The organism is Halalkalicoccus jeotgali B3 (genome assembly GCF_000196895.1).
Classification (GTDB): Archaea; Halobacteriota; Halobacteria; order Halobacteriales; family Halalkalicoccaceae; genus Halalkalicoccus; species Halalkalicoccus jeotgali.
In genome coordinates, this window is sequence record NC_014300.1 from 20,540 (window position 1) to 44,576 (window position 24,037).

Here is a 24,037-nt window from a genome sequence, read left to right on the forward strand (position 1 = left end):
CTGAGATTCGACTCCTCACCATCACACTCAAAAGTTGAGCTGGCAGATCTGTCATGAAGTGGTAGAGTGAAACCAATTTCAGTTGTCTAAATTTCGGATGAGAGTGTGCATGACGAATCTACCTAGCCGACCTCAGCTATACTAAGCGCTGGCCGACTTGATCAGTCAATGATTGACGGCTAAGATCGCACTTCTCGCACACAAAGTATCCGTGCTCGTTCCGAACGAACTCGTGATCAGTCGGGTCACACGCCCGCTTCTTGAATGGTGGATCCTTGCCGAGTGGCATACACGCTACACTCGCCGGGAGTTGTTATAGATCAGGATTTGTCACGAGGTGTCTATCGGAACTTCGCGAGGGGACTCTCCTCGGTATCGTCGCTTTCGGTGTCGTCGTCCCCATCGAGCAGCTGGCCGATCGGGGTTCGGTCGCCACTCGGCTCTAGGACTTCGAGCCCGTCGTCGGTCACGGCGATCACGTCGACCATGTCCCGGTCGATCCGTCCGGGGAGCGCCGGGCGCTTGACCGTCGACCACTCCGAGAAGTCGGATATATCCTTCTCCGTCGCGGGGTAATCCGTCGGATCGGCGAATACGTCCTCCGGATCAGTGAACGTGGCGAGCGTTTCGTCGTCCGAATCGCGGAGTTCGACGGTCTCGGTGTCCTCGTGATAGAGCCATACACTCTGGCCGCCAGCGGGTCGATAGACCCGGACGTCGTTGGGTCCGGCCCTCACGTCCCCGTTCGCATTGTAGAGACGAGAGACCCCCTCATTTCCGCTGTAAGCACGCATACACTCAGGGTACTCGTCGAGACGCCGGGCGATGCTCTCGGCGGTGTCGGGTCGGGCGAGCATGAGACAGCGCCGACCGTTCTCGACTGACCGAGCGATGTGCTCCAGCGTCACTCCCGGCGCAGTGTCACCCGTCGAATGTTCGGCTTCGACGTCAACGGTCCCCGCGCCGCTCAGTCTATCGAGTAGTCCGTTCTCCTCGCGGAATTTCTCGACGAGGGAGGCCACTTCCGCGGGTTCAAGGGTGGGGTTTTCGCGTGCAAGACGTAGCTTCGTGCTCTCTGGTTCAGCGAGGGCGTCGGGGTCGTCGTCGCCACCTTGCCGAACGACGTGCAACGGGAGGCCGACCGCAAGGAGATTGTCATAGGCGTCTCGCATGAGCTCGGCGTGAGCCATGCCGCCCGTGTTCTCATTCACTTTGTTGTCCTCGTCGACGGGTGAGAGGAACCGGGCCTTGCCCTCGTCAGTACACCGAACGTGCAACTCGCCGCGGTGGTCGCGCTCGAGGATGCTTTCGGGGAGTGGTCCAAGTAGTCCCTCGATCTTACTGGGTGTATCGGGGACGTCGTCGCTCACTCGTTCGACGTACCGGGCGATCCGATCCGAGGCGTCGGAGAGGCTTACGAACCCGTCCTCGTCGCCGTCGTAGTAGCCCGCGTCATAGACGGCCTGGAGCGCCATGGCCCGAACGAGGGCGGGCGTGTCGTCGTCCTCGTCGCTCTCGTTGGTGCCGTCGTCCTCGCCGGGATAGAGTAACGTATCGGCCTTGATCTCCGCGCTCGTGCGGGCTTTCTGGCCGTGTTTCTCTTGGGAGTGGGCGATCAGTTCGTCCGTTTCGTCCTCGCCCCTGAGTGGGAGCGCGTCAAGCGCGGGAGCGAGGGCTTTCACCTTATAGGAGTCCGTTTTCTCGTCGCGGTCGTCGTGGGTCCGCATGTAGAGGTGATACTTCGACAGTTCGGTGAGGTGCTCGGGTTCAATGTCCGGCGAGTGTTGGGGCGCGATCTCGCGAGCGTCGGCCGGGTCGCCGGGGTCGAACGTCAAGAAGGTCTTACAGTTGCCTTGAATCGCCCGCTGAACGCCGTCGGGGAGGCCGATCTTGTCGTCGTTGCCCGTCTCGAGGTTCTGGCAGGCCAGCGTCAGCGAGAGCCCGAACGCGCGGGCCTCCCGGAGGATATTGTGAATCTCACTTTCCTTGCTCACGATCTTGTCGAACTCGTCGATGACGGTGTAGAACTTCGGCGGGTCGGGCTCGTCGTCGGCGTTCGACTGCTCGCGAATGGCGATCCAGATTCGCCGAATGAGGGCCGTCGCGATGAGGCGCTTTGCCGTATCACTCGACGAGCGATTACGGACCACGATGATCTTACCCTCCCGTACGGCCTCCTCGATCGAGATCGTACTACTCGGGTGGGAGACGATTCGGCGGGTGGTCCCCGACTCGACCCACTCTTTCAGGCGTCGGATGAGGGGCTCAACACTATCCTGTTCGATGTCCGCGAGCACGCGCTGGGCGTAGTCCTCGATCCATTCGATCCGCTCAGAGGCCATCATGTCGGCGTACTCTTGGCGGCCGTCCTCGTCGAGCAGCGCGTAGTACATGTCGAGCATGGTCACGTCCCGCTCAGTCTCGATTTGCCACTGAGCAAGGCCACGGACCACCGACCGGGTAATCCCGCTCATGCGGGCGTGCCAGCCGCCGCCTGAGCCCGACTGTGCGAGCAAGGCCTCCAGGTCGTCGGCCAGCGCTTCGATCGCCGCCTCGGTGCTCGCCGTTCCGAGCTCGGGATTCTTCAGCGGAACCTCGAGGAAGTTGAAGCCGATCTCGTACTCCGAATCCGCGCCGATGTCCAAATAGAGAAGGTCGTCTTCGCGACCTTCGGGGATGAGCGAAACGACGTCCTCCGCGTCGTCTCCTTTCGGATCGAAGAACAGCCCGCCGTGGCCGCGTTGCATGATCTGGCGGAAGTAGTTGATGAGCAAGGTGGTCTTACCCATCCCGGTCGATCCCCCCACGAACTGATGGACGTTCAGGATCTCCGGGTCGACACCCGCCTCAACGCCGTTCTTGGTCCCCCACCCGTACCATATCGGGTTCGCGGGCTCGTCGTCGGAGAGGAGCGCCCGCTGTTTGTCCTCTAGGGGCGAGGTCGCCCGATCGAGACCGACCGAATCGAAGTCGAACCGCGGGGTTCGTGGTGGAACGCCCTTCCCCGCCGTCGTCATGCTATAGTCGGCCTGTTGGGTGTTGAGGTCGGTCGGGACGTGACACGCGCCCGTCGCGGTGTCGATCGGCATGAGGATGTTACGGTCGGCGAACTCGCGACCGGCGGCCGATCGAAGGAACTCATCGAGACCCTCGCCGGTCATTGGGACCGTTCGGAACCCCTGCCGATTCTTCGAATTGTAGAACTTCCGGTACATTCCGGCCGTGTTCATGACGCGCTGCTCGGCAACCTCTGGATCGTCGGAAACGGCGATGATTCGAAAGTTGAGGTGGTAGGCCTTGCTCCCGTACTGGGATTTCACGACCTGATAGACGTCGTCGTTATCGAGATCGACCGTCGTCGTGTGCTGGATATCATCATCGCCACCTTCCGTGAACGTACTCGCCATCTGCTCTAGGATCGCACCCTTTCTGAGGCTCGCTTTCTGCTCACCCATCTCCTTGAGCGTGTCCGGGATCCCCGAGAACCAGTTCTTGCTATCCTTCGGGTGACTCGATATCGCTGGGCGGAGGACCATCTGTACCAAAACGTCGGTATCGGCGAGTTCGGGCGACCCCACCATTTCCGACGTAATCGAGTCGTACGGGTCCTGTGCGAACTCGTTTTGCTCGATTTTGTAGTGCTTGATCGGATAGTAGAAGTTCTCCTCCATGAGCTCGAGGCGAGCGCCGGCGATGTACTTCCCCGCTGGCGCGTCCATGAAGTGCGGGGTTAACTCCTGAATGTCCGAATCGGGATAGTACGTCTGTAGTTGCCGGAGCATCTGGCGTTTCGCGTCCTCAGTACCGGGTGCGAATCGGAATTGAAGGATCTCATCGCTGTCTGTGTAGAGGAGCTCGAAGGCGTGGGTCGGCGACGTGTTCTTGGTCCGGAAGCGACCGGACCACTCGGCATCATGCAGCGATTTGAGGAGCCGCTCGCCACGCTCGAGGCCGTCGTCGCCACGGTAGGGGCGAATCCCCAGGATCGGCAGGTCGCCCCGTGCACGGTCGTATAGGTCCGTACTGAGCGCCTCGCTGATCTGGCGGGCTTCGACCTCATCCGAGCCACCGAACAGTGAGAACATTAGGTCCACCCCCAGTTGCACGGGTCGCGTCCCTGATCGTCCGTGTAGTTCGCGAGGTACATCCTCGTATCGGGGTGGTCGGTCGGGTCGTGCTGATAGACAGCGAACTGTCGCGGGTTGATGTCGTCCGACATTTCGATTCTGAGCGGGTACTGATCCTCGTCGACGACGAACAGCGCTTGACTGTAGCCGTCGCTTTTCTTGCCCATATCGGCGTTCCTGATGTACTGTTGGGACCGAGGAGTGAGGTCGAGGATGTCCGCCCACGTCGGGTTCATTTCCTTGGTGTGGTGGTAGAGCTGCATGGCCTGATTATTGTAGATCACTTCGGCGCTCTCGGAGAGTGAGACTTCCGTGCTTCCGTCGTCTTTCGTTGAGGTTTCGAACAGGTCGCCGATCTCCTGAGTTGCGAGCATGATCCACTCGCCCCAGTGGCGAGCGTGGCGGTGGAGTCGCTTGAAAAAGCCCGCACTCCGGGGGTTTGACAACATATAGTGGAACTCGTCGACGCACATCGCGGTGTGTCCCTCGAAGGCCTTTTGCTGCTCGTGGAGGTCGGACAGACGCATCATCATCTCGAGGCCGCCAGCGCGTTGATCCTGCTCTTGGTCTTGGTGATCGAGGTAGATCACGTCGTGATCCATCAGATCTAGGTCCGACCGCTCGCAAAAGTGCGAGAATCGGCCATCAGGCTCGAACGCCTCGATGTCGTGGGTAATGATATCTCGGGCGACGCCTTGGCGCTTCTCTAAGGTCCCCTCCTCGTTCGCGAGGCGCTCCCGAACGAACTCGTCGGGGTCGAGCACGATATCCTCGAGGACCTCGATAACGTCGGGGATCGTTGCACTCGGGTTCCGGTAGCTCTCGGGATCGCCGCGTTCGATCCCCTGCCGGCGCTGGGCCTCCTTGGCCGCGAGCGTCCATGTGTCGCGCTTCTCGCCGATATTCGCGAGGTCCATCATATCGTAGTAGGCGTACAGGAACGTGTCGAACCGATTGAGGAACCCGTGCCATGGCGACCCTTTTTTGATATTACGGTACTTCTCAGGCGGGACGTACGGAACGTTCAGCGGGTTCACGGCCGCGTCCTTTCCGACGCGGATCCACTCGCCACCATAGATATCACACAGGCTTTTGAGGTCCTGAAGCGGCGTCGAGAGGATCATCTTAAACGGGATATCGCGCTCGTCGTGGTGTTGCTTGAACGAGTTGACGAGGTGCTGGAGCGAGGTCGTCTTGCCGCTCCCGATAGTCCCGTAAATTCCCATTGAGTGGCCGTTCTCGAGATCGCCGACGTCGACGCGGGTCGGCTCCCGGAGGTAGTCATGCAGGCCGATCATGGTCCCGTCGGCGTCCTCGCGATTCTTGTACTGATAGGCCCACTGTCGGGCGAGGGCGTCGGCCCGAAGTGTGACGTTCTCGCCGAGCTCGTTGTTACAGACGGGAATCGACGACTGCCACCCCTCGTCGTGGCGATCGTCCATCCGAGCGGTGTCGAGCCCGCACTCGCGTTTCAGGATCATCTCGATATCCTCAATCGCGTCGGTGAGTCGGTGGTCCGAATGGTTCACTTCGCCGGTCTGTTCGTCCCAGTGGCGCGTTGAGGCCTCGATCGTGACCGAGAGGCTCGCAGAGAACACTGCGAAGTTGGTATCATCGATCGACTCGGCGAACGAACTGGCCTCGTCGTACTTCCGCTGCACGTAGTCCTCGAAGAACGTCCCGAATTGCCCCTCAAGGCGGTCTTCCATCGAGTGTTCTTGGTTCTTGGCGGTGCGCTTCGGGTTCGCCTGCCGTTCGAAGTGGGTCGCGATCTTGACGTCCACTCCCGGCCGGTGGTACTGGTACAGTGGCTCGAGAAACGCCGTCGGGGGGACGTCCGGCCAACCCGTGACCTGGAGCGTCGCCGAAAGAGTATCGCCGTCGAGTGTGATCGACCCGTCCGTCTCGGGGTCGAACGTTTCAGGCATGACGAGGGTCCGGTATTGGTGCATCAGGTCGTCCTCGTCGGTCACGTCGCTGATCCCTTCGCAAAAGTCGACGTCATTCCCTGGGTGTGAGACGTTGTGATTCGGGTCGCCGGCGTCCTCCGAACCGGGAACGGGCGACTGTCGGACCATATCAGTGAAATGCTTGATCTGCGTAACGTCGTCCGGTCGGTAGGCGTCGGCGATCACTTCCGTGAACTCGGCCGATGTGAGCCGCCGAGCCGAGATCCCCTGTAGCTTCTCTAAGCCATTCTGGAGCGATTTGAGGCGGCGATTCAATTCGCGGACCATGATCCCCGTGAGGTCGCTATTCTCCCGGAGACGTCGAACGCGGCGCTCCTTGACCGGCTTACCGATGAAATCGAGGTCGGCGAGGCCGCCGTTGATCCCCGAGAGGGTTCGGGCGGCGTCGAGTTCGTTCGCTTCGAGGACGATGTAGTGCTCGCGCTTCGCGGTCGTGTTCTCGTAGAAGCTCTCAATCGTGGCCCGTTCCTTCGCGATGTCCGCTTGGACCTCTAGGGGCCACGTATCGGGCTCGTCTCCAGCCTCCATCTCTAGGACGGCCTGTATGGCCTCACGTTCGGTCTTATCCACCGACGGGTCTATCTCCCGTGTTGGGGGCTGATCGACTGTTCCAGAGCGAATGGTGGCCCGCAAGCGCCGTTCATGCCCCTTGGCACTCTGTTGGTGGTCAGTGTAGTCGACCGAGCGGGGGATATCGACCATCATCCCACGTTGATGTGGAGGGAGTGTCGAGAGGACGCCCGCGAAGGCGTTAATGGGGAGCAGAAGGTCATCTTTCTCGTACATCGCCATGCTCGCCGGGTCGACCTTGATCGCTCCGACGACGCCATGACCACCGTCGAGCTCGACAGCGTGCTCGTGTTTGAAGGCACGCTGTACGGCCGCGAAGTCCTGAATGATCGTGCCGCGCTCGGGTTCGAACCACTCCGTGATCGGCGAGTGGCTCAAAATACCCTCGAGTGGCGAGCCATTCACGAGGCGGTCAATCCGCCCCGGCTTGATGGCCGCCTGAAGGTCGGCGTCGATCGACGGCGTTTCGGTATCAGTCTGTTCGGTCGGTGTATCGTCTGTTTTACTCATATGAGTCGTGTCAGTGTCGGTTATCGGTCTCTGCGGCTCGGAAGCGTCGGATCCGAGCGAATCGTTTCACGGCCGTGCCACTCGGCGTAGCGCGAGCGGAGATACTGGAGGGTCGACTCGTGACTCGGCGTAACGATCGAAGCGAGCAGCGCCGTCACAAGAACGAGGGCGTCGAATACGAGTGTCGCGACGAGGACCACCAGCGCGACCTGCCACGGGGCGATATTGAACAGGACCACCGACGGAACCAACAGGAGAACACAGACGACGACGAGAACCATTGCCCACACGGCATTGAACCCCAGCCAATTCGGCATGAGGCTCACATTCTCCATCGTCAGCTGCTCGCCGGTATCCCGCGGGTCGTAGGAGCCACTATCACTTGCCATCCGATCCCTCCGAGCCATCCGTACCGAGGCCGCTGTCGAACGCGCCTTTCTCTTCCATTTTCAGATTGAAGTATCGCTTGCGCTGGGTCGTCGTGAGACCACCCGCACGGTCGTTCATCTCCTCAAATCGCCGCATTCGCTCTGAACGGGTTGGGGAGACGCCACCGTCAGCCGACGTCTTGCTACTCGAGCCGACGCCCGGGTCGTCACTTCGCCATCGGTTGAACCGCTCTTTACCGCTGTATGCAACACCGGCCGCACTCCCCGACGCCGCCGAACCGAGGAACTGAGCGCGGTTCTTGACGTCCCACCATTTGCCCTGAGCAGCGGCCCCCTTGCGCTTGACGTAGCCCTTGCCCTGCTCTTTGACCCGCTCCGTGTCCGGGGCTTTCTCGCGAACCTTCGCCGCGACCGCGCTACTGCCGGCGGCCGCCCCGGCCCCAGCGCCGACCGCCGCGATCAGGCGGCCTTTCGAGAGCCACATGAAGATCAGCATCAACGGCGGGGTCGCAAGTGCCGACGCGATTAGCCCCAGAGAGACGAAAGCCGCGACGATCCCATCGAACGACAACCCCCAGTCGAGCTGCGAGGCGGCGAACAGTTGCACGGCGACGGCGGCCTTAGAAATGAGCAGTGCGAGGTGGGTCACATGCAGGTAGCCGCTAAACTTCCCGAATGTCGAGGTCGGAGAGTAGAGCCATGCCGCCGTGAACGGCATAGAAATCATCGGAAAGAACGCGATGTAGATCCAGATTATCGCGTACAGTAGCCCGGCCCATTTCAGAATGTCCCAGCCCATTTCGTATAGCCCCATTCCAACGAACGCCGTCGCCAGCGAGAAGTCGAGCAGGCCCATGTTCTCGATCATCTGAGCGGGCGACGCGGCGACGTGCTCGGTGAACCCGGCGAACAGCTCATGTACGATTGAGAACCCGACGAGGTGAAACACGATCCCGCCGAGAATCGCCACGAACGCGCGTACGCCGCGGCTCAGTGTCCCGTGCGTACTCCACGGGAACGCCCGAAGGCTGGCGAATGGTGCGGCTCCAAACGACGCGAAGGTGATGATCCCGAACGCGACCGTCGTAATCGGGACGGCGATCCCAACATACAGGACCGGGAACAGGATGTCATACGGCGAACTCGTTGGTGTGTGAATCCCGCCGGGGTCGGTCAAGCCGATATCAATCGTCGGGATGTCAAGGATGAACGTGAATATCGGCCCGAGAGCCATGTTCGCAGCCGCCTGAGCCCCTCCCGTGGCGATGTTAGCCCCAGTGTTCAGAACGCCCTGGGCGATCCCGATCGGGCCGCCCGTCCCCGTACTGTTCCCGCTCGTCGTGTTGTTCCCACCGACGCCAGGAGCGGTCGGAGCGTCCGAGGGGGTGGCGTTCGTCGAGTTCGTCGCGTTATCAATGCCAGGAGCGCCCGCTTGCGCAAGCACTCCGACAGCGCCGACGCTACTCGCGAGCAGCGCCACGGTCACAGTCAGCACCAAAATCCGACGGCGATTCATCAATTACGCCCTCAGAAGAACACGACGCACTCAGTCGGGGGCGTGACGGGCATGGTGCCGAAGGCGATCCCAGCGGCGACAAGGACGAGTGCGATTAGACCGAATGCGGCCAGCCCGCCGACGAGCATCCCGTTGCCCGCACTCGAGACGCGCCCGGAGACGAAGCCGAAGGCCTTCGCAGCGCCGCCGGAGAAGATCGCCGTCCCGATCGCGAGCGTCGAGAAGCCGATTACCATCCACCCGAGGCCGACAAAGAAGTTGTACGGGGCCGACTGGCACAACTGGACGCCCGTCTCTTGACCACTCTGTTGGGCGAACGCCGGTGAGACGAGCAGTAGCGCGCCCCACAGGACCGGGATAGACTGAATCAGCAACGGTCTTGCACGAGCAGCGGCTCGCGATTTGAGTCTCTTGGCGGCTGAGTCCGCCACTTCTTTTACTTGTAGTACTTGCATCACATGTGTACAAGGGCTCGAAGGATAAAGAAGTTTTCTTAGTTGTGACACAAATAATAAGATACACCACAATTAATAGATGTGTAGATACGTGGGGTTGATATGGCATGCAACACAAATCCATAACCAGTAATGAAATCGTACACGACTCCCGACATCCCCGAAGCTATGTGGGTCCACTGGCGACGGCTCACCCCACACGAGCAGTCGCTACCGCCCCGATCGAGGCGGCTCTATGCGGCCGACGTAGCTTGCGCACAAAAACACGGACAAGGGATAATCGAAACCGCCATCGAGGAGGGGTTGATCGATGAGCAAGACATTCAAGACGCCTTCGACATCGAGTACCCAGACGACTACAACTCAGACAGTGAGTAACCCCATCGATACGGCCGAGCGCAAAGGCGCGAATATCCTCGCCTACGCCGTCGCTATGGTCGGGGTCTTCGCCGTACTCAACGGCGGGTTTCTCCCCGGCGGGCTCTTTCTCGCCGGGGCGTTCGTCCTCATGCCACGGTTCCCGCTCTTTGGCGAGCTCCCGCAGTTCGTCGGCTGGATCTTGATCGCTATCGCGTTCACGACACTCCCCTCGTAACGCGATGGCCACCGAAATCACCACCCCAACAGACGCGAGTCCGTCACTCTCACTCTCGAGGCGGGCGTTCCTCGCCAGCGCTACCGTCGGGATCACGGGCGGGCTCGCCGGCTGTACGGACGACGCCGGATCAAGTGGACGTGGAGGGATCTCGTCCTCAAAGCGCGCGGCCGGGGGGGTCGGCGCGGGGTTTGCCTACCAAACCCCCGCCATTACACGAAAACAGGCGACACATATCGCACGCACACCCGATCAATTCGACGCCGCTCTCGACGCTGCTACGCCCGACAACCTCGTTATCGTTTGGATCCCCGCCGACGCTGCTATCGACTATACGGGCCGCTCCCGTCGCGTCAGTAACGCTGTAATCGCGTCCTCGAGATCGACAAGTCACGCGGGCGGGCTCCTGTACAGCAACGATATGGGCGGTACGTCGTCGGCCTACCGTGGTGGCGAGGTTGACGGTGTCCTGAAGCTCGGCGAGAACTCCCGCATGACCGGCGTTCGATACCGCGGCCCGACAAGTGCAACGTGGAACCACCCGCTGTATCCGGGCTATATCCCCTTCGGGAGCGGGAACGCGGCTCGACGAGAGGAGTACCGTTCGCAGCGCCATTCTCGAGGCCTCAGTATCACCGCCGGAAGTGTCCGCGTCGACAACTGCGAAATCTTCGGCTGGAGCACTCAAGGGATCTCGGTCAACTGTCCGCGTAGCTACGGTCGGGAGCGGGAACAGTCGTATCCCGGGATCCAGAACTGCTCAATTCATGACTGTGGCCTCAGCGGCTACGGCTACGGTGTTGAGGTCAACGTCGGCCATCCGATCATTCAGCGCTGTTTCTTCAACGGGTGTCGCCACATGATCGCCGGCGAGGGATATCCTGATTGTTCGTACTCCGTTGAGGGGAGTTTCTTCGGCCCCGCTGGGAGCCTCTTTCCCCTCGATATGCACAACCTCGCCGAGAATATCGGCGGGACTACCAACCCCGACGACTACCGCTATCGGTACCGCTCAGGGGGACTCATTCGCGTGCTCAACTGTACGGTTGCGTTCTCTCATGTGATCAATATCGCCGCCTCGAGTTCGCTCAGTGCTGGCGGGAATCCCTTTGCCGGGAATCAGACCTCTGCTATCGGTATCGGCGGCCTTCCCGCTCAGGGCGTTGTCGTCCAGGGCTGCCGGTTCGTCCATGATGGCCCCGGGTCCGCGTTTACTGTCGGACTGCTCCCGCGCCACGCCGAGACTGATCAGTATGGGCTCGCTCGCTGGGAAACCAAGAACAATCAATTCGGCCTTCGGGCGGACTTCCCCGTCGGCCAACCTTAGCTTCGCGTTTGGACGTTCTTCGCGATCTCGTAATCCGTCGCCCCGCTGAGCTCGCTCCCCCTCGCGCTGATCGTAAACTCCCATGAGTCGCCCGGCTGTAATCCGGTGGTCCCTCCCAGTGCTGGCCGTCCGAGCTGCTCGTCTCCCTCCAAGAACTGAACCTCGAGGTCTATCGTCACTGGTTCGTCCCCCTCGTTCGTCGCCGTCCCCGTCACTGTCGCCATGTTAGACTCTATGACAAGCTCAGTGTCAGACAGTGTAACATCCTCCGCCGTCGGCGTTGTATCCGGGGCGCTCTCGTTGATCGCACTCTCATTTGTCTCCGGTCCCTCTGGTTCCGGTTCCGGGTCTGCCGCCGCTGGTTGACTTTCGTTCTCGACGTCCACCCTACTCGCCTCGGGTGCCGTTCCGTTCTCGTCGATACTCCCGCCCGTCTCGTTTCCGTCGCTCTCAGCATTGGACTGGGCGCCCTTCTCGTCGCCCTCGGTATCTCGAGTGAATAGCCACGTCGTCACTCCCGTTACGGCCATGCCTACTGCCGTCGCTGCTCCCGCGATAATCCCTCTCCGTTTCATTGTTCTCTATTCTTTCTGATACTTCTATTACTCTGTTCGCTTTGCCACTCCCGGCCGTCGGCCTGAGACTGATTCGGGCCACTTTCTCCACCGCTACCGCACAACAACAGCATTCGGCTGGCTGAATATGGTGCAGGTCCATGCATGATCTTACGTTACTGTTTTACATGCAGCGGTGCATTAAATTCCTATGGTAGATCTCGATGAACTGGCCGTCGAACTGAGTAGAAAACAAGAACGTATACTGTTGCTAATGTTTCGTCACGGCGAACTCAAAAGTCGCGAAGTAGGCGAGCTGACTCAGTTCTCGCGGGGGTCGAAGAACCACCAACTCGGTGTCCTGTTAGACCGCGAGTTAATCGAGATTATCGGGTGGGACGAGGACGCCGGGCGCGACGGCGAGCGGATACTCGGGTTAACGGACACCGGCCGCGATCTCGTTGAGCAGCATCTCACTGAGAAAGGCGAGCGGCCCGACGAGTACCGGCTCCGCGTCGAGCGCCTAGAGGACGACGTCGACGAACTTGAAACTGAAAACGAGCAACTCAAGGACGAACTCGAATCGCTCCGGCAGGACCACGAGGAACTCTACGAAAAACATCGGGGGCTCGTTGACACGCTCGAAAACGAACTATTCTGACGCCGCGAATCCATGAGCAACGGGTAACGAACTACTTTCAGAGTCGAGATACGAATCGGACGACTGACCCGTCACTCACAGCAGCACCCCGACGCCGCCCCCGAGATCGAGGTGCGATTTGTGGGTTCAGGCGCGAGTGCGCGCGAGGCAGCATCTCGGCGGTTATACCCCTACCTATCGGTCCTCAAGACGGGGAAGCAAGGAGTGGTCACAGGGGTAGGGGGAGTGGTTAGATATCCTCGCCTCCGTCCGTCGCGACCTCCGCGTTCATGAGTGCGTCCATCTCGGCGGCTGCGTCCGACGTGATCGTCTCCCGTTCATCGTTGTCGTCTTGACCCTCCTGGTCGTGATCGTCCTGCTGGGCGTGGTCGGAGCCAGTTGAATCAATCTCACTCGACTGGGAGGAGGACTGAGATCGTGTCTGTCGAGAGGACCCGCCCGATTTCCCGAGGATCTTCTTCTTGCTCTTTGTGTCGCGGAACCCGAACCCGTCCTGATTGGCGATCTCGGTAGCGAGTTCGTCGGCGTGATCCCACGACCAAGCGCCGTCGAGAACCGAGGATTGGATCTCGGAGACGCTCATAGCCCTTGCGTTACGGTGAAGCGCGATCTTGATACCTTGGATCCGCTCGTCCCGATCGAGGACAGCAGCGGGTTTCCGGTCGATCGGTGGCGAGTGCGGATCAATGTCCAGACCGACCCTCGCGCCGACCTCCTCCAAGCGCGATTCGTGAATGTACAGATCGGCGTCGTCGGGATGATACACTAACTCGAGGTCATCGAGAACGTCCGGGAGGTACTTGTCAATCGTCGGTTGCGACGATCCGGCGACGTCCTCGATCGCCTCGATAAGTGTCTCCTCGGAAATGTTCCTGTCCAATCCAACGGTGCCCCTGATCCGATCGCAGATGACCTCGTGCTTCTCTGCCGGGGTCGTGGGGTTGCGTTCCTGCTCCTGCTCCTGTTCGTAATCGTCCTGCTGCTCAAGCTTCTCCGCGATCCTGCCGAGTCGGCCACCCTCCCGATACTCGCGAATCGCGTACGCGAACATGACACCGGGGTTCTCGCCGTTGGATCGGGCGAACGAGGAAAACGCCTCCTTCGTTGGTGGGTGGACCCCCACTCGGACCCGGCACTTCTCCTGTTCGGAGAGCGGGGTCGTAGTTGCGTTTGTTTTTTCTATCTCTGATGGACCCCCAGTCTGGAGGGTGTCGGAAATCTCCTTTTCGACCTCTGCGAACTCGTCGATATCCATGTACTGCCGCATCGCTTGACTGGCGATAATTCCGCCGTAGAGGGCGATATCGCCCCATTTCTCTTGCATGAGGTTGCAGTACCGTTCCCACTCCTTAGCAGGAACGAGCCAGTCAAGATCGGTAAGATACGTCATCAAGAAGTCACCTCCACAACAGGACTGCTACCACTAGTAGTGGTAGCGGTCTCACCAACTACCACTACTAACGGGAGTACAGTGGTGGTGGTGGTGGTGGTGGTGGTTGGGTGGTTGCTGACCCCGTCTTGTTTGTTAGGGCCTCTTCCTGCCGTTTTCCCGTCTTGAGGGGGTTCTTCTCTACCCTCCCCACACTCTCGTCCGTCCGAGATAGAAAAAATAAACGCTCCTGTCATTCGTCCCCCACCTCGGTTGAAACGGTCGTGACTTCATGACATCGCGGACACTCAACCGTCGGGCTGGTGGTCGTATCGGTCGGGAGAATCACTCCACAGGTCGGACAAGTGATCGTACCAAGGTCCCAACTGGTTGGACCATCCGACGTGTCATTTGCGTTGGTTTCCGATTCGACTCTCGCGGTCTTAGATGCGTCTATAGCGTTGCTCGACATTTGTGGGCTCGTAACTGCGTGGCGTCGCCCACCGAACAATTAAAGGCATCTGAGCCCCGATAGGAAAGTGACCTGTCGAGGCCGCAACCATAGATGGAATTGTCCGGCAGGGATCCGCATATGCGTTGACGACGTTTCGCCTCCGGCCCTAAACCGGGGGGAACCTTTTCATGGTTCATCGTTGTGATGGAGAGTAGTTATTACTCTTTGAGTTGCCAGAGTCGCGCGTTTGCGACCTTCCGGCTCGTGATGGGTGAGTTCTCGTTGTCTTCGAACCGACGGAGCGCTGAATAGACGGTGTCGTAGTTCGCGTCGAGCGCATCAACGATCTCTTGAGTACCGGCGGCACCGTCGAGATCGCGGATCGTCTCGATATAATCCGTTTCTTCGTACTTTGTAGCGTAGCGCCCGGAGTCGGGGTCACGCTCTCGCCCATCCTTGACCATCGTGACCTGGTTTGCTCCCATCACAGATAGTTGTGTTGTACCTCTCTTATATAAAACCCACCCAGATAGGTTTGATGGTAAACTTTTTACCTTCACAAGTACTTGTGAAGGTTAGGGAAGCCCGGTCCTGTTGGGCGTTGAATCGCCCCGGTGATAGGACACCGAGGCCGGGTTTCTCTGGATCAGGAAACCCATGAACACGAACACAACGCCAACGAAAGAAGGTATCGACAAGCGAACGATCCGCGCCGCAACAGAGAGCATGAGCATCGACCGCCATGCCGGTGAGGCCGGCGAGGTCGACGTCTACAGCGAGAGCGGCTCAGTGTACCGCGTGTGCCTGATCACCGAAACGTGCGAGTGTCCCAGCGACACGTATCAAGACGGTGCGTGCAAGCACCAGCGCCGCGTCGAGATGGCACTCGGCCAGCACGACGTGCCGAATCTCGACGAGGAGACGGATGTCGAGCTGATGATCGCCGCTCGCGAGCAGTATCGCGGGCTAGGCGATTCGACGGTCGAGCACCGTCCGGCTGACGATGCTGTAGTTGTGACCGACGGCGGTGTTGCGACCGAGAGCCCCATGCAGGACACTGACGTCAACGAGCCGACAATCACCGGGCCGTGGACGGAACCGGCCGAGCAGGGTGGTGCGGAGTACTGGCGGTGCGAAGACTGTGGGCGCGAATCGCTCCGACGTGGGGACGTCGAGCGCTCGGAGTTCCACGCTGAGGAGTGCGTGCTCCGATGAGTCCCGAGGACGACAACTGAGAGGAATTGGCGAGCGAATCCAGACAGTGGTTCTCTTTATTTGCCGACAATAGATATAAATCTCGTTCAAAATACACGACGCGCATCTCGCAGAGATGTAAGTTCAGGGAGGATCGCTATATCGGACAATACAGGAGGAGTATTCTCCATACAATTTTGGGGGTGCGAGAACTGGATTGATACTATCAATCAGAGGTGCGTTCGTCAGTTACACTACTCACTCAGGCTCAATTCGGGAGAGCCGCATCGCGTTACCAGTGACGCCGAGACTCATCCCCATATCGCCGACGACGACCGCCAGCGCCACGCTCACTAGTCCGAGTGGGACGCCAAGTGCGAGCAGGGCCTTCACGCCGAGGCTCGACCAGATATTCTGGCGGATCACGCTGTTGGCCTTGTGCGACAGCGCATAGAGGTACGGCAGTTTCCCGATGTCGTCACCCATCAACGCGATGTCGGCGGTCTCGAGGGCAGTATCGGTGCCGGCAGCGCCCATCGCGACGCCCACCTCGGCGGTCGCGAGCGCGGGCGCGTCGTTGATGCCGTCACCGACCATCGCCACGTCGCCGTACTCCGCCTGCAACGTCTCCACGGCGTCGACCTTCTCGTCTGGCAGCAGCTCGGCGCGGTAGTCGTCGACGCCGATCTGCTCGGCGATCGCACGGGCGGTCCCTTCGTTGTCACCGGTCAGCATTACCACGTGGACGCCGAGGTCGTGCAGCCGTGCGACCGCCTGTTCAGCGGCCGGACGAACTTCGTCAGCGACGCCGATGATGCCGACCAATTCGGTGTCAGTCCCAACGAGGACGACGGTCTTCCCTTCGTCCTCGAATCGCGAAATCGCGCCGTTGTCGATGTCGGTGCAACCCTCCTGCTCGCACTGTTCGTGTGCAGTCTCTGCGACCGCCCCGCCGTCGGTCCGGAGATGGGCGTGCGAAAGGTCGAAGCCCAACTCCTCGAAGAGAGCGGGCTTGCCCGCATAGTACGTCTCACTGTCGATGTTCGCACGGATTCCTTTTCCAGTGATGCTCTCGAATGCCTCGATACTAGGCACATCGTCGAGTTTCATTTCGTCGGCCCGGGCGAGGATCGCTTCGGCAATAGGGTGTTCACTGCGCTGCTCAAGCGCGGCCGCGTGCTGGATGACCTTCTTGTCGTTCGCATCGCCGAGCGGCACTACGTCAGTGACCGCGAGTTCGCCCTTCGTGAGCGTCCCCGTTTTGTCAAGGGCGATGACGTCGACATCGCCCATTGCTTCGAGATAGTTGCCACCCTTGATCAGGACGCCGTTTTTGGCGGCGCTCGTGATGCCGGAGACGACCGAGACGGGCGTCGAGATGACGAATGCGCACGGGCAGGCAATCACCAGCAGGGTGAGGCCACGAATGAACCACGTCTGCCAGCTGCCGCTGAACGTGTGGGAGAAGCCAGCGAGACTGACCGTGGCACCGCCGCTAATGAGCAGCGGCGGCAACGTAGCAGTCAGGATCGCCAAGACGACGACAGTGGGTGTGTAGTAGCCTGAAAAGCGGTCGACAAATTGTTCTTTCTCGGTCTTTTTTTCCTGTGCGCCTTGCACCATCTCGATGATCTGCGAGAGCGTCGACTCTGAGGCAGGTGACGTAGCCTCAAACTCAAGGTACCCTTCCTCGTTGATGGATCCGGCGTACACCTCGTCGTCGACACCTTTATCGACCGGGACGCTTTCGCCGGTGATCGGCGACTCGTCGACCGCACTCTCGCCTTCGACGACAGTACCATCAAGCGGGATCTTGTCACCCGGACGGACGACGACGGTCTCACCAACTTCAACCTCATCGACGGGAACGGTTACCTCGTCATCACCTCGCTTGACGGACGCCTCGTCGGGCGACAGTTCCATCAGTTCGCGCAGCGAGTTGCGGGCCTTATCCATCGCGTAGTCTTCGAGCAGTTCGGCGATGCTAAACAGGACGGCCAGCGTCGCAGCCTCGACAAAGTAGCCGATGCCGGTCGCGGCGATAATCGCCGTCCCCATCAACAGATCGATGTCGAGACTCCGGTTCTTTGCAGAGTAGTAACCGCCGCGGACGACCGGGAGGCCGCTGGACACGATTGCGACGAGGAACACGATGTCAGCGAGGTGGAGTGGGTAGTCGAGAACGCTCGCTACGGTGACATCCTGTCCGGTGAGGACGAACTCAAAGAGCAGGCCGAGCGTCAAGAATCCCGCACCAATCCATGTCTTGATAGCTCGTGAACTCGTCCAAATATCCGACGGCGGCGCAACGTTGACGCCGCCGTTCGATCCAGATGTCTCATCGTTCGAGCCGCCCACGACCTCATAGCCAGCGTTCTCGATCGCTGCGGCCACGTCGGCCTCAGTAACGCGGTCGGAGTCGTAGGTGACAGTGGCCGTGCCGGTAGTTGGTTGAAGGTTAGCGTCGACGATACCGTCGACGCGCTGGAGACTCTTGTCGACCTTTTGCGCACAGGACGGGCAGTCCATCTCGGGGACGCTGAGGCGGACGGACAGCTCTCGTCGCTGTGCGTCCCCGCTCACCCCGGCTGCTGTTCTTGGGTTCTCTGTCATTGCCCCGTTGTAGGGGCGTTAGTTCGATAACCCTTTGTTGGAATATTCCAAAGCCGTGTCGTTAGAGGGATGCCGGCGGTTCTTCCGGGACTGATTTATTAGCGACGTGCTGCTTCGCTAGGTGTTCCTCGGCTCGCCGAAGTCGATAGGTAAGCGTCGAGCGCGGCATATCGAGATGCTTGGCTAACTCGCCGACGTCGACCTCGCGCGGTGACTCGTAGTAACCGTGGTCGACAGCGGCCCGGAGCGCAGCCTCCTGCTCGGGAGACAAGTCACTCGCATTCCTACTAGTACTTCCCTTCGAGGCCGTCGTTTCCGTGGTTCGGAGCATCTCCATCTGTGCACACTCGCCGACAGCCGTCTCGAGATCATCGAAGAACGCAGCCACGTCGCCCTCGTCGGAGTGAATAAGTCGCCACGTGTAGTGGCGGCCCTCGTGGCGCGTCTCGAATAGTACGCCGTCGCCAAGATGGTCACGAGCGATGTGGGGGACAGACGCGCAGTCAGGTGTGCGCTCCCAGTAGGAGTAAAGGACGAGCGTATTGTCGGTCCGGTCGAGAACTTTCGTACTCTGTGTAGCGCCGCAGTCCTCGGTAGCCAGACAGTCTGCATAGTAGTCGCTGGTGAGGAAGGCGTTCTCGATATCGGCGAGGGCGTCCGAGTCGCCAGTAACGTGGTCGACCCGCCAGAGATTTTCGCTAGTGGCGTGCAGCGAGAGTGAGCGAATGCGGGCGTTGGGGTGATCGGCAAGCGCGTCGGCCACCCTGTTGCAGCCGGGCTTATATTCGAGAGCGAAGACCAGTTCACGCATGTGGCCAACGTAGGGAGTACGGATATAAAACTGCGGGCGTGAGTCACTTGCGGACGGCTCAAATGGGGTCGTCCGGGTCGTGGATCTTGGCCATCCGCTGGGCCTCGGTCGCGTACTGTTCGCGCTGGTCGGCGGTGTCGACGCTGCCGAGGTTGCCCGGGTCGACGGTGACGGCGGCGGTCGTTTCACGGGCGGGACCGGTGAATGAGGTAAGGGCTCTTTCTTTACGGAAGTACCGCTCACCATCCGGGGTAGCGTAGATGAGGATGATGAGGTTCTGCTCGTCGTCGGAGTACGTCCGCTCAACCAGCCACACGCGAACGTCGTCGTCGGGATCGTCAGGCATATTAGCGTACTCGCTTTCCCCTCGGAAGGGTGTGGTGGAAGGACTGTCTCTTATTAGTGCTGGTAGGGTGGTGACAGTGGATACAGGGTAGAGAGTATATTCGCCCTTCTTTTTACTTGGTCTTGTCTTTAGACAGTACGATCATTTTTGCGAGTCACTCTGAGACCGATCCATGATGTTGGGACCGATGATCAGATGAGATTATGTTATATACTGAGATGTTCCAGAAACCGGGATACCCGGGCGGCGCCGGCCTACAAACACTCGTAGTTCCGAACGTTCGGCAGAGTTGCCTCTGCCGTGGTTACGGTTATCGCGCGGATTCTAACCAGTAGGGGTCTCAGTCGTTTGGCTGTGAGATGCGCGCTCTGTATTCAGCAGAGGGTCTGAAACCTAACATCTATTGTAGATCTTAACAACCGAGGTATCCCCTTCCGTCAGCGCAGGAACGTTCCCAAGCTGATCGGCGGCCCAACCCTCTTGGCCCCACATGGGAGATATGCAAAATCGGGGGATCGGTTTTTCTGTGCGTGCAATTCCGTGGGGACTGTGTAGTAGCACCCAGGAGAGGATCTTCATTATCGGCAATTTGTTCTTCTTCAGCCACATAAGGTGAACAGTCGAGATGGTCGCAGACATTATCACTTCAATCGGTAGCCCAGCGATCGGGGGCATAATCGCAGCGGTAGCAGGCTGGCAGGTGACTAAGTGGGATCGGGAAAAGAATCGAGAAGCGAAGAAAAAGCAGTGGTATATGTCTTTGTTTCGGCTAAGTCAAGAACTCAACACCAGTCCTACGACTGCCTTGTTCATGGAACTCGGAACGGATCAACAACGTCTGATTCAGCAGTTTGAACAGATAGCCAGTCAACTGGATCAAGAACGATACAGAGCCCCAGCTGACATTGAACCGGGGTTAATAGCAGCATTGGTCGACACAGCGACAAACGCGAATCGACTTAGATTAGATAGAAACGATTTCCGGACCAAACTAGATCACCACAAGATGTTGATGTTTGCCGAGGAACTCCACTACTATATTCAGAGTGAACTCGGCGACGACACACCGATTAAATTCGACCAAGAGAGAATGGACCGGATCGAGGATCAGATCGCCACCCGAGAGGAGATGGATCCCACGGAATGGCGAGCAAAGGTGGCCAGCGAGATGGCGGATAAGTGGGCCGAAGACAGTGAAGCTAGCGAAGGAATGGAACGTACCCTTGGACAGCGATAAAGTGACTGACAAAGAAGACGAGATTAAGTAGTCGATCCCGATTAAGTGAGTAGACCACCGAATCGAAGAACAACAAGAAGAAGAGCGAGAGACAAACCTTCTACATCTAATCACACCGTGGTGTGATATGCTCGCGAAGCCAGAACAGCCAAAATCGTTTCTATCTACTACACTACTACTGTACTAAACTAGGATTGTTCGGCGTTGTTACTAGACCGACCCTTGTTTACGTGGTTCGCTCTCGCGGACTATTCTCGTCGGTAACCGGTTAGACCGTTCCGATCACTCTCTCGCTAGGGGTTTTACCGTCCCCCCGATCACAACGACTGTGATATCGATCCGCCGCTTCAGGATCGACGACAACGAACTTCTTCCCCTGGCGTTTCTTCACCTTGATGTCGTCTTTCCCGAGGTCGTCGAGAAAGTCCATGACACGGGCCACGGTTTGCGTGTGTGGCTTCTTGCCTTCTGCGGCGGCGATCACTTTCGTAATCGTTTGACTATCCATGAAGAGGCCAGCAGGAACCTTCTCGGCGTAGTCACGAACGTCCTTTGCAAGGAATCGTGCGCGCTTCTGGTTGGCTGTGAGTTCGCGATCGACAATATGTTCGGGGAGTCCACAAATTCGCTCGAGCGGCGTTTGACCGTTTTGGGCATCTGTTCCTCCACCGTCACCCGCTGTCGTGCCCATTGGATCGGGTTGCGTGTGACTATCTTCGAGATCGTCAACCCGCTCGGTCAAATCCGAGACGCGCGAGTGACAGCCACCGACATTCGATGATTGGACGTCAATTTCCGTTTCCAATTGCTCGATTTTTTCTGCCTGCTGCTCAATGCGCTCGGCTTGTTCGTTCACAGTTTCTTGAAGCTCTTCAACAGTTTGAGCGAGTGCTTCAACGGTACTACTGTCCGTAGCGTCGGCTGTTGCGGTCATGGCTGGCTGAGCAAAGCCACGGCTCTCCGAGGGGCAATCTATAAGCACCAGCCCCGACAAAGAACGGATGTTCACGTCGCGTTCCTTGTCGGGGTCGGTGCGGTGCCGCCCTTTCGGTTAGTTTCCGTAGCTTTGCGTATCATCTCACAGGCGGCCGTCTTAAAGCCCAGTGACAATTGCGAACCATTTGTCTGACGCTTGGCTGACAGAGGCTCAATGCAGAAATATTGAGAAGCATTTGATAGACCGCTATCTCAAGGCGGTTGAACGCCTTCCTGAGCGTTGACGGAGTAGGCTCAATATCACTGATCAAATAAATTCTGCTCAGCGTCACCAGAGAAGGCCTCTTTCATTCCAGTACATACTGACGTAAACGCAGCGATCAATATTGCGAATGACCTCAACGATGCGCTCGTAGAGCTACAAGCCGTGAGTCTTATCGTACCTCTCTGCGTAGTCTAAGCAGTTCTCGTAGAAATCAGAGTAGGCTTCCCACACCGACCAATCAACAGGTACCTTTGGTTGGTCTCGACGGAAATATTTGTGTAGATGTGTGGATCCATGTGCGTTATCGACCTTTGCAATCTCGACGTTTCCTACTGATGGTCGCCTGTAATAAAGAGTGACTGCAAACGATCCTTCCTCGCTCCTTACCGCGACGTGAAGTGGTTCCTCTCGATACGTCCCGACCTGCCCGGATGGTGGATCCTGCATTTCTTTAGAAAAGTTGAATGATCGATTTCGGAGACCTGTTCACCGTTCGTTAGAGGCCGAACATATTAAGTGTGTTGACGTCCTGAGTCAACATAGACTATGGGAGACCACTATGCCACAGCTGGACAATGCTCGACGAGCGAACTTACCACGGAAGGAGTGGCCACATCAAGATCACTCGATAGCTGAAAAATAACGAGTGAAACGCCGACAGCAGAAAATAAACATGTCGGTCTAAGTAATATCGTATCAAGCTACGGGATGATCACTACTCATCCCATCACACTGCCATGTGGCAGTAAGACAGACGCAATCAAGCAAGCAACCAAAATGAGTATCAAAACGCGGGTTAGCACCGCAGTCGAATTCGTCAAAAGACTGTCTGATGCCGGGTTTGAAGACACGCACCTATTACAACGAGAGACAGCAGAAAAAGTACTGACCGAAAAGCGAATGGAACTCGTTCGAGAGATCGCGACAACGGAACCGGAGTCCGTTCGCGAACTCGCACGTCGCGTCGATCGCGATGTCGGTCGAGTGAGCCGGGACCTCGATACGCTGTACAAGGCAGAGGTTATCGAGTACGAGCAGAAAGGACGGGCAAAGCAGCCTGTCTTGGCGCACGAGAACATCTTCGTGTGGCCTGTCGTGTACGATGGGTCAGTCCTCGAAGAAAACGTGCAGAAGTAGAGATCGGCTCGATAACCGCTCTACTGATACCTGGTTCTCTTTTGTACGATCCTGAGAATCGCCTCACTGAGTACACTTAGCGTCGTCGTGATTGGTATTGGGATCGTAGCCGAGCAACCACCACTTCGCGCGTCGCCACACAGGCCGGTCTGCCGATCGCGATGTCTGCGGGATCGGGCCCGTTACGTACTCGGTATCGACCCACCTTTGGCTTTGGTCTCGAGAAACTGCGTGAGTCCCTCTTGGAGTGGTAGAGAACCTTCTGTAGTGGTTGAACCCTCGGGGTTGGGGTGTGGCATGTGGGGTGGATGAGGTGAGGGCGCGGGGGGTGGTAAATCCACTGTTGACTTGTGATTTAATCAAAAGTGGACCAGTAAAACCCCGGATCGGCCGCTAACAAGGGGTACTACCCTCCTAACCTCAAAATCCCGTTCTATAAACCGTATCCGACTGCATATTTCTGTCTAGTCGTCGTCTCCCATGCCGACGAGCCACCATTTCGCACGGGTGAACACGCCGGCGTTGGCCTTCTGTTTCGCGAGTGTCCGCTCCTCTTTGACGGCGTTGACTAACTCGGTGTGCTCCTCGCGTTGCTCCAGTAGCAGGCGCTTTTCGCGTTGCAAGCGGTCGCACTCGGTTTGTAAGTCTTCGCACTCACTTTGCAATCGAGCGCACTCGGACCGCAATTCGTCGCGTTCGTCGAACCATTCGCGGATCACGTCCGACCGGGACATATCCCGCTGATCGGCCTCGTCAGCGATCCTCCTCAGTCGATCCTCTTGCAACCGGATCGTAATTGAGTCCATTGCAAACCGAGTGCGGGGCAATTGCCTTGATTCTATGTCAGACGGTGCTTGCTATGGCCGGGTGTGTCAAAACCTTGTGCAACCAATCGCCTTTTAGAGACGACGAGATTGCACAAGGTGAGAAAGGCATAGGTTCAGTCTGTCCCGTCGTCCATGGGGTTTGATTGTTTCGAGAAAAGAGAGAGCCCGCTATAC

Annotated in this window: 20 protein-coding genes; 7 read left to right on the forward strand and 13 right to left on the reverse strand. The window is 58.6% G+C overall.

Annotated features, from left to right (window positions below):
- Positions 1-341: 341 nt before the first annotated feature.
- Genes HACJB3_RS18175 through HACJB3_RS18195 form a run of 5 tightly spaced genes read right to left on the reverse strand, consistent with a single transcriptional unit; the run spans position 342 to position 9,456 of the window.
- Positions 342-4,085 carry a type IV secretory system conjugative DNA transfer family protein gene (locus HACJB3_RS18175; protein ID WP_008414089.1) on the reverse strand — a complete coding sequence of 1,248 codons (3,744 nt, stop codon included), beginning with the start codon at positions 4,083-4,085 and terminating at the stop codon, positions 342-344.
- Positions 4,085-7,177 (reverse strand): VirB4 family type IV secretion system protein, encoded by a 3,093-nt coding sequence (locus HACJB3_RS18180; protein ID WP_013199696.1) that lies wholly within the window; start codon positions 7,175-7,177, stop codon positions 4,085-4,087. The genes HACJB3_RS18175 and HACJB3_RS18180 overlap by 1 nt, the downstream gene beginning before the upstream one ends.
- Before the next feature lie 20 nt (positions 7,178-7,197).
- Positions 7,198-7,566, reverse strand: coding sequence for a hypothetical protein (locus HACJB3_RS18185; RefSeq protein ID WP_013199697.1), 369 nt, complete (start codon positions 7,564-7,566; stop codon positions 7,198-7,200).
- Positions 7,556-9,082 (reverse strand): hypothetical protein, encoded by a 1,527-nt coding sequence (locus tag HACJB3_RS18190; RefSeq protein WP_013199698.1) that lies wholly within the window; start codon positions 9,080-9,082, stop codon positions 7,556-7,558. Before HACJB3_RS18190 ends, HACJB3_RS18185 begins: the two co-directional genes overlap by 11 nt.
- Before the next feature lie 11 nt (positions 9,083-9,093).
- Positions 9,094-9,456, reverse strand: a complete 363-nt coding sequence (locus HACJB3_RS18195) for a hypothetical protein (protein ID WP_238532966.1) — start codon at positions 9,454-9,456, stop codon at positions 9,094-9,096.
- 213 nt (positions 9,457-9,669) lie between these two features.
- Here HACJB3_RS18195 and HACJB3_RS18200 point away from each other — a divergent pair, with 213 nt between their 5' ends.
- From HACJB3_RS18200 to HACJB3_RS18210, 3 genes are read left to right on the forward strand one after another with little or no spacing between them, the layout of a single operon-like run.
- Positions 9,670-9,915, forward strand: a complete 246-nt coding sequence (locus HACJB3_RS18200) for a hypothetical protein (protein ID WP_008414080.1) — start codon at positions 9,670-9,672, stop codon at positions 9,913-9,915.
- Positions 9,908-10,132, forward strand: coding sequence for a hypothetical protein (locus HACJB3_RS18205; protein ID WP_008414078.1), 225 nt, complete (start codon positions 9,908-9,910; stop codon positions 10,130-10,132). The genes HACJB3_RS18200 and HACJB3_RS18205 overlap by 8 nt, the downstream gene beginning before the upstream one ends.
- A gap of 4 nt (positions 10,133-10,136) precedes the next feature.
- Entirely contained in the window at positions 10,137-11,459 is a 1,323-nt protein-coding gene (locus HACJB3_RS18210) for a hypothetical protein (RefSeq protein ID WP_008414076.1), read from the forward strand.
- Here HACJB3_RS18210 and HACJB3_RS18215 read toward each other — a convergent pair.
- Positions 11,456-11,989 carry an FxLYD domain-containing protein gene (locus tag HACJB3_RS18215; protein WP_013199699.1) on the reverse strand — a complete coding sequence of 178 codons (534 nt, stop codon included), beginning with the start codon at positions 11,987-11,989 and terminating at the stop codon, positions 11,456-11,458. The two genes, HACJB3_RS18210 and HACJB3_RS18215, sit on opposite strands and share 4 nt — an antisense overlap.
- A 235-nt stretch (positions 11,990-12,224) precedes the next feature.
- Here HACJB3_RS18215 and HACJB3_RS18220 point away from each other — a divergent pair, with 235 nt between their 5' ends.
- Entirely contained in the window at positions 12,225-12,674 is a 450-nt protein-coding gene (locus HACJB3_RS18220) for a hypothetical protein (RefSeq protein ID WP_008414073.1), read from the forward strand.
- A 229-nt stretch (positions 12,675-12,903) separates the two neighbouring features.
- On the opposite strand, the gene HACJB3_RS18225 is transcribed toward HACJB3_RS18220, so the two are convergent.
- On the reverse strand, positions 12,904-14,064 hold the full coding sequence (locus HACJB3_RS18225) for a hypothetical protein (protein WP_013199701.1): 1,161 nt from the start codon (positions 14,062-14,064) through the stop codon (positions 12,904-12,906).
- 651 nt (positions 14,065-14,715) lie between these two features.
- Positions 14,716-14,982, reverse strand: coding sequence for a hypothetical protein (locus HACJB3_RS18230; RefSeq protein ID WP_008414069.1), 267 nt, complete (start codon positions 14,980-14,982; stop codon positions 14,716-14,718).
- A 172-nt stretch (positions 14,983-15,154) separates the two neighbouring features.
- Here HACJB3_RS18230 and HACJB3_RS18235 point away from each other — a divergent pair, with 172 nt between their 5' ends.
- A complete protein-coding gene (locus HACJB3_RS18235) occupies positions 15,155-15,712 on the forward strand; it encodes a hypothetical protein (RefSeq protein WP_013199702.1) in 558 nt (185 codons plus the stop codon).
- A 237-nt stretch (positions 15,713-15,949) separates the two neighbouring features.
- Here the strand turns inward: HACJB3_RS18235 and HACJB3_RS18240 are convergent, their stop codons facing one another.
- The 3 genes from HACJB3_RS18240 to HACJB3_RS18250 all read right to left on the reverse strand — a co-directional run bounded on the left by HACJB3_RS18240 (position 15,950) and on the right by HACJB3_RS18250 (position 19,461).
- On the reverse strand, positions 15,950-18,304 hold the full coding sequence (locus HACJB3_RS18240; RefSeq protein WP_013199703.1) for a heavy metal translocating P-type ATPase: 2,355 nt from the start codon (positions 18,302-18,304) through the stop codon (positions 15,950-15,952).
- A 61-nt stretch (positions 18,305-18,365) separates the two neighbouring features.
- Positions 18,366-19,115: a helix-turn-helix domain-containing protein gene (locus HACJB3_RS18245; RefSeq protein ID WP_008414064.1), complete on the reverse strand. Its 750-nt coding sequence runs from the start codon at positions 19,113-19,115 to the stop codon at positions 18,366-18,368.
- Between the two features lie 58 nt (positions 19,116-19,173).
- Positions 19,174-19,461 carry a hypothetical protein gene (locus tag HACJB3_RS18250; protein WP_008414062.1) on the reverse strand — a complete coding sequence of 96 codons (288 nt, stop codon included), beginning with the start codon at positions 19,459-19,461 and terminating at the stop codon, positions 19,174-19,176.
- Positions 19,462-20,086: 625 nt separating this feature from the next.
- Between HACJB3_RS18250 and HACJB3_RS18255 the strand changes: the two genes are divergently transcribed.
- Positions 20,087-20,698, forward strand: a complete 612-nt coding sequence (locus HACJB3_RS18255; RefSeq protein WP_013199704.1) for a hypothetical protein — start codon at positions 20,087-20,089, stop codon at positions 20,696-20,698.
- Positions 20,699-20,966: 268 nt separating this feature from the next.
- Here HACJB3_RS18255 and HACJB3_RS18260 read toward each other — a convergent pair whose 3' ends face one another.
- Entirely contained in the window at positions 20,967-21,632 is a 666-nt protein-coding gene (locus tag HACJB3_RS18260; protein WP_238532967.1) for a hypothetical protein, read from the reverse strand.
- Positions 21,633-22,676: 1,044 nt separating this feature from the next.
- Between HACJB3_RS18260 and HACJB3_RS18265 the strand changes: the two genes are divergently transcribed.
- Positions 22,677-23,036, forward strand: a complete 360-nt coding sequence (locus HACJB3_RS18265) for an HVO_A0114 family putative DNA-binding protein (protein WP_238532968.1) — start codon at positions 22,677-22,679, stop codon at positions 23,034-23,036.
- 464 nt (positions 23,037-23,500) lie between these two features.
- Here the strand turns inward: HACJB3_RS18265 and HACJB3_RS20945 are convergent, their stop codons facing one another.
- Positions 23,501-23,659: a hypothetical protein gene (locus HACJB3_RS20945; protein WP_238532969.1), complete on the reverse strand. Its 159-nt coding sequence runs from the start codon at positions 23,657-23,659 to the stop codon at positions 23,501-23,503.
- Between the last annotated feature and the right edge of the window lie 378 nt (positions 23,660-24,037).